Here is a 6,026-nt window from a genome sequence, read left to right as displayed (position 1 = left end):
GAACGCTTTAAGCGAGCCATTTTATTTCACTTTGGAGGGCTTGATATGACTTTCCACCAAGAACGGTGAAGAGCCGTATTCGCACAGTATTTCTGGTTTCGTTTGCGTCATTTGTCAAAGCGATCAATGAAAGAAATGGCTCGACGATTGGTTGATGCCGAGTAAAAAACTAAGGTAGACAAAGGGTTAATATCAAATCATTAATTGATGAGCGAATGTGATATAGGTCATGCTTTTTGTGATAGGCCGCGCGCTCATTGAATGGGATAGGCCGCACGTGCGGCATACTTAGCGTTAGTTGCAACAATATTCGAACTATGGAGAAATAATGACGTCGGAAGAAATCAGGGAATGGATAAAGTTCTTTGTCATCATTATTGGCGGAGCTATTGCATTGAGGACGTATATTGTTTCGCAAAGGCAGCGACGTCTAGACAATAGTATAAAGCTTCTTGAGATTTTCTTTTCGCACTTAGAAGAAGACGACATCTCTGAGTGGAAGCGAATATTTATGAGCAGCTCCGAATCTTCTGGATCAAAGAAGGGCTTTTTCTTCTCCAAAAACAACCAAGAAATACCATTTGGCAGCCTTTTTAGTGAGGGGCCAGATGACAATGGAGCCACTGATCGAATTGTTCATCAAATTGATCTTGTCGCCTACGAAGTGCTTAGGGGAACCGCCGATGTTAGGTTTATATATTCTCAAATTGGCCAGCTTATAAATACAACTCACAAATGGCTTGGCGGAAATAATTCATTGATACCTAAGCATTACCCTTACTTTGATAGGCTAGTAGCTAAATACAAAAAGAAATCTAGCGATTGGCCAAGTAAGGTATATTCGTACTGTGAATAAACTACGAGCAACTAACAAGGCAATCTTGCATCGTTCGCTGTGCTCACTGGACCTCCGTTTCGGTGCTTCGCACCTACACTGCGGCCGCAAATTGCGGCGTTAGTGCTCAAATGGAGTTGTCATATTTATGCGTTCAGAATTAAATCAATTTATGCAGCAATTACAGCACGAACTATCTTCCGAATATAAGCGAATTTCTGCGCGAAGTATAGAAGATCCGGGTACAGCTGGTGATGAAGGTGAGGAAAATTGGGCTGCACTTTTAAGAAATTGGCTCCCTTCTAACTATCACATCGTAACTAAAGGCAGGATTTTAAGCCACGATGGAGAGGCAAGTCCTCAAGTTGATATTTTAGTTCTCCATCCTGCGTATCCTAAACACCTTATCAATAAAAAATACTATTTAGCAGGTGCGGTGTTAGCAGTTTTTGAATGTAAACTGACATTAAGAAGAAGACATCTCAAAAAAATTATAAGCACAGCTTTCGCTATCAAAAACTTAGTTCCTGAACGGACTGGTTCTCCATACAAAGAGTTAAATCAACCTATTATCACAGGGGTTCTGGCTCATTCTCATGAATGGAGTACGGAAAAAGAATATTACGCTTTTGATATTATGGAAAAATTCCAAGATCTTCAGTTTGAGGGCGTGAATCATCCAAGAGAAATGTTAGATATTATGTGTATAGCTGATACAGCAGTCTTTAGAATATTTAAATCTATACTTGTGGGTCCAAATATTTCCAAAGAAGAATTTACTGAAGGGATGTTATCAGGACCTGAGGTTAAAGAAGGTGTTTCAGTTGGGTATAACTGTACTTGGCAACAAGAAGAAACAGACCCTTTTGATACAATTTTAGGAACACTAATTGGTGATTTATTTATTCGTTTAGCGCATCAAGATACATCAATACGCCCTATGGCTGAATATTACACTCTTGGTAGTTTAGATACTGGTGGTATATCTAAACCATACTTATGCGATGCCGAGTACTTATCTGAAGAAGTTTTAGATAAACTTCGAAAAACAGGTACTGTTGAAGGGCGTTGGTCAGAATGGACTGAGTGGCAATGAGCACTAACAAGCCAATTAAGCGGGACTAAAAACAGTTGGCTGTTTTCGTTCCTCAACATTTTAGCCAACAATTTTTGTCCGCTTAAGTGGGCGTTATCACTCATTAGGAACTAGCTATGGACGAAATATTTAAGGACTTGAAGGCTAATTATCCCAGCGCTTACAAACTGCTTAATTTTTCAGAATCTGAGGGGCTCGATGAGCTATTAGAGATAGGTGTTCCTGATGATTATGTCGCTTTCTACAATTTAATTTCCTTTGAGTCAGAAAGGTCAGATGGTGTTTTTGGATTGAATCGCCTATTGCCAGTTGACTCAAGTTCGATAGTTACTGAACCTGAATACTTAAAGTCGTACAAACTTGATAAGATTGCAGACCTTTTTGTTCCGATTTTTCAGTCGCCTGGAAGACAGCAGTTTGGTTACGCAAAGATCGATGGTAGATGGATTTTTTGTGAGCTTGATTTAGGTGTAGAGCCGGTTTTTGAAAAAACTCTGACCGAATTTCTCACTGTATTTCATCAAAAAGTAAAAAGTAATGGCTATATCGAAGAAGCAGGATTGAATGGCTTAATTGATGAAGCTGATATGTGATAACAAGGCAATCCAGCATCAACCGCTACGCGGTTTGGACAGCCTAGCCGTCGCTCGTTTTGTGAATGGCTTCGCCATTGTTACACAAAACAATCAACAACTAGTCTGTCGCTGATTGCGGCGTTAGCGAGATGGAAGTCGTATCATAATGAGTATCCCTGAAGAAACCGTAGCAGAAGTATTATCTAAATCTGCAAGGCATTGCTGTATTTGTAGGCAGTTTATGCCTCTTCAAATTCAAGTCCACCATATTTTAGAAAAGTCTAATGGTGGTACGAATGACATCGATAATTTGATTCCAGTTTGCATAACTTGTCACTCTTGTGTTCATACTGACACTAAAATGACGAAAGGTTTTTCCAATAAAGAGTTAATAAAATCGAGAAATAACGTTTATGATCTTGTGGCTTGCGGCAAGTTGCCAGCTAAAGCTCAACTAACTAAAAGTGAAATTGATTCTTTATCTTCAGCGCTGAGTATAAGCCTACTAGAAAAAGATCCTGAAAATGTTATTAGTGCCTACGCAATGGATATTCTCACTAGGTGCATCCTAGAGGAATCATCAGTTACAATAATAAATGTAGAACCTCTTGAATTTTATGGAATAGTCATCGGTGGTAGCCCATTTTTTTCTAATGAAAAAATATCAGGGCAGTACCCGTCATTTATAATTGAACTCCTTTCTCATGGTTTTCTAGAATCCAAAGGTGATGAATTATTTGTTTCTAAAAAAGGTAATGAATATATAGAAAGCATAGTTCCCACTACAGAGACATTCATAGAAAAGAAGGCAAAATGTATTTCTTGTGGTTTACATTTTATATTGTGTACATGGCATAGCGAAAAGCATAACGCTCAAAACCTTCATTGCCCTGAATGTGGTCAATCCGAGGGCGGCTTTTTAGTTTGGCAGCAAAAAAAGTTTGGGTTTATTTTTCAAGATGTGCCTGGAAAAGCGAATTTAGTAGGTTTTCCTACTACAACGCAAAACGAAGAATAGCCAAAATCTCGCTAACAAGTCGTTTAAAAGGACAAAAAACAGTTGGCTTTTGCTCCTTCGTCGCTAATTTTAGCCAACAATTTTATTGCCTCTTAACGAGGCGTTAATACTGAGTATGCATAGCTTAGGGTTAGCCAAAACATTACAGCATAAATTACTTTCCTAACGCGTTGATGTCCAATTTTGAGTTACGCCACACTACGAGATAACTGTACGCTCTTGTCGGGACTTTCCAATGTATGCGTAAGATCGAGTATGAGCGACCACATCTTAGTCATACATCAGCTTTTCCGCTTTTTGATGATCGAACTCTTTCAAGGACTTTCTTGCCAACATTCTAAATGGCAGCGCTTTAACGATTTCTTCAAAGGGTTGAATCGCAAAGGCCCAGAATATCGACACTTCATAATGCAAAATTAACACGGCACATAATGGAATAGCGATAAGCCATTGCCCGATGAAGTTAATTTTGAATACTGAGGTGGTTTTACCTAAGGCTCTTAGTGCGTGACCATGCACGGTATTGTAACCACGAACTATTGGTAAGAAGATATATAGTGGGGCAATAAGGCTTAAGGCTTGGTAAGTTTCAGCATCTAAGTCGGGGTAAATGTTAGGCAATATAAAGCTTAAGCCAGCAAAAGCTATGGCGCATAGCACTGAGATGCCTACGGATACATCGATGCTTTTATCAACGTTCTTTCCTAGGTTATTCAGGTTTTTAGAACCAATGGCTTGGCTAATACTAATTGCTGAAGAATGTGCCCAGGCGGCGATAAACTGAGTGCCAGCTCTTAGCCATGGCGTGACCAAGGTAATAGCCACATAAGCGTTAATATTAAGCTGTGAGTAGAGCAGTTGGTAAATGCTAATGCCAATTTGCAGAATGGTGACGTTGGCGGCAACCGGGAATATTTCGTTAGCATGTGAACGAAGGCTGTTAAGCAGAGACTTAAGGTTTTGATTAAACCTTAGATCGAGGCTGGGATCGGCTTTAACGCAAATCGTTAAATAGCTCATTCTAATCATTATGGCCACCAAGCTACCTAAGGCAGCACCCTCTAGTCCCATGCCTTGGGTATTGGAAAAACCATAGATTAAAAAGTACGACAACACCGCGTTGATAGGCATCTCTATCAAGTAGCCTTTGAGCGGTATTTTGCTTTTACCTTGGCTATTTAGCAGGGCAATTATCACCTGAGTCATGGCGGTAAAAAGCACTAGGTATTTAGAATACGATAAGTAGCTGATGATTTGCTGCTGCAGTAAACCATCATCGGTCAGTGCTGCCACAATAGGCTGGTTGCCAAAGGACAAAATCAGCCAAAAGACTAAGGCAACAGTGAAGTTGATAATAAGCCCAGCCCAAAAGCCTTTTGCGACAGACGCGCTATTGCCCGAGCCCACTGCGCGGCTAAGCACTAGCTGCGAGCCATTGGCTAAGGCCATTTGAATACCCAAAATAAACGCTACCAGTGTTGCGGCTATCCCCATTGCAGCTAAAGGGATTTCACCAAGAGGGGATACCAGCAGGGTATCCACCATTAACATGGACTGCATCAACAAGCCGTTTAGCGCTAATGGCCAGGCTAAGGCAATGTTTTTTCTAAGGTATGTTTGAGAAGACACGCTATTCCTTACCTAGCCGCACAAGAATATTTGAGTTACTGGAGGTAACTAAGAATAGGGCGTTTGTCAGCTAATACAGGTAATTGTTTGATTATGATGAGCGATTATACAATATTTGTATGACAAATATATTGGTTAATAATGATTTTGAGATTTAGGCCAATAAAAAGTAGCTAACCATTGCGCTACCGCCAGATATGGCACATAAGCTTAAAGAAAAAGCCCGCATCCACTGTTGTGGTAATCGTTTGCCATAACGGCGACCCACCCATGCTCCGCATAGCGCTGCGGGGATTAGCGGCAAGCTTGCTTGGAAATGTGCTAGCGACATAAAACCAATAGAGAGCTGCACTATCAAAGACATTATGCAGCTAGTGACAAAAAACGCCGATAAGTTTGCCCGTAAATAACTGGCTTGTTGATGCTGTAAAAGCAGGGCCATTGGCGGCCCGCCAATCGAGCTACTGGTACCCATAAATCCAGACATAAATCCCGCTAAAGCCAAACGCTTTGGGCTTGGGGTTAAACGTATGGGGAACAAACTAATCGCAACGGCAATCAGTACCGATAAGCCTAGCCAAAAAGACAGCTTACTAAGGTCAGCCCATAACAGCAGCGCGCCGCCTGCAATTGATCCAGGAATTCGACCTAATAGGGCGGCGGTTAAGCCTTTAAAAGAGATACTGGCTCGGTGTTCAAAAGCACTTAGGGTAGATACAACCAACGCTACAATGACCACGGGACCTGGTACATAAATTGGTGAGAGCAAAAATAACAGAGGAGCGGCAATGACCGCTAAACCAAAGCCAATGGTGTATTGCACCAACGCACCAACAAAGATAAGTAAACAAGCTATAGCTGTGACCACTTTGC

Annotated in this window: 6 protein-coding genes; 4 read left to right on the top strand and 2 right to left on the bottom strand. The window is 41.0% G+C overall.

Translation table 11 applies throughout. From position 1 onward, the window contains the following. The first annotated feature begins 328 nt into the window (after positions 1-328). The 4 genes from Q4592_RS20510 to Q4592_RS20495 all read left to right on the top strand — a co-directional run bounded on the left by Q4592_RS20510 (position 329) and on the right by Q4592_RS20495 (position 3,524). Entirely contained in the window at positions 329-856 is a 528-nt protein-coding gene (locus tag Q4592_RS20510; RefSeq protein ID WP_303516589.1) for a hypothetical protein, read from the top strand. Between the two features lie 127 nt (positions 857-983). Continuing rightward, a complete protein-coding gene (locus tag Q4592_RS20505) occupies positions 984-1,931 on the top strand; it encodes a DUF6602 domain-containing protein (protein WP_303516587.1) in 948 nt (315 codons plus the stop codon). A gap of 116 nt (positions 1,932-2,047) precedes the next feature. Then, the gene (locus Q4592_RS20500; RefSeq protein WP_303516586.1) at positions 2,048-2,524 is read left to right on the top strand and encodes a hypothetical protein; all 477 of its coding nucleotides are present in this window, start codon (positions 2,048-2,050) and stop codon (positions 2,522-2,524) included. Positions 2,525-2,672: 148 nt separating this feature from the next. After that, positions 2,673-3,524 carry an HNH endonuclease gene (locus Q4592_RS20495; RefSeq protein WP_303516585.1) on the top strand — a complete coding sequence of 284 codons (852 nt, stop codon included), beginning with the start codon at positions 2,673-2,675 and terminating at the stop codon, positions 3,522-3,524. A gap of 270 nt (positions 3,525-3,794) precedes the next feature. On the opposite strand, the gene Q4592_RS20490 is transcribed toward Q4592_RS20495, so the two are convergent. Both Q4592_RS20490 and Q4592_RS20485 read right to left on the bottom strand, forming a co-directional pair. Next, positions 3,795-5,153 (bottom strand): MATE family efflux transporter, encoded by a 1,359-nt coding sequence (locus Q4592_RS20490; protein WP_303516583.1) that lies wholly within the window; start codon positions 5,151-5,153, stop codon positions 3,795-3,797. 154 nt (positions 5,154-5,307) lie between these two features. Next, positions 5,308-6,021 carry a sulfite exporter TauE/SafE family protein gene (locus tag Q4592_RS20485; RefSeq protein WP_303516581.1) on the bottom strand — a complete coding sequence of 238 codons (714 nt, stop codon included), beginning with the start codon at positions 6,019-6,021 and terminating at the stop codon, positions 5,308-5,310. Between the last annotated feature and the right edge of the window lie 5 nt (positions 6,022-6,026).

Source organism: Agarivorans sp. 1_MG-2023 (assembly GCF_030548385.1).
Lineage (GTDB): Bacteria > Pseudomonadota > Gammaproteobacteria > Enterobacterales > Celerinatantimonadaceae > Agarivorans.
This window is presented reverse-complemented; position numbering and strand designations above follow the sequence as displayed.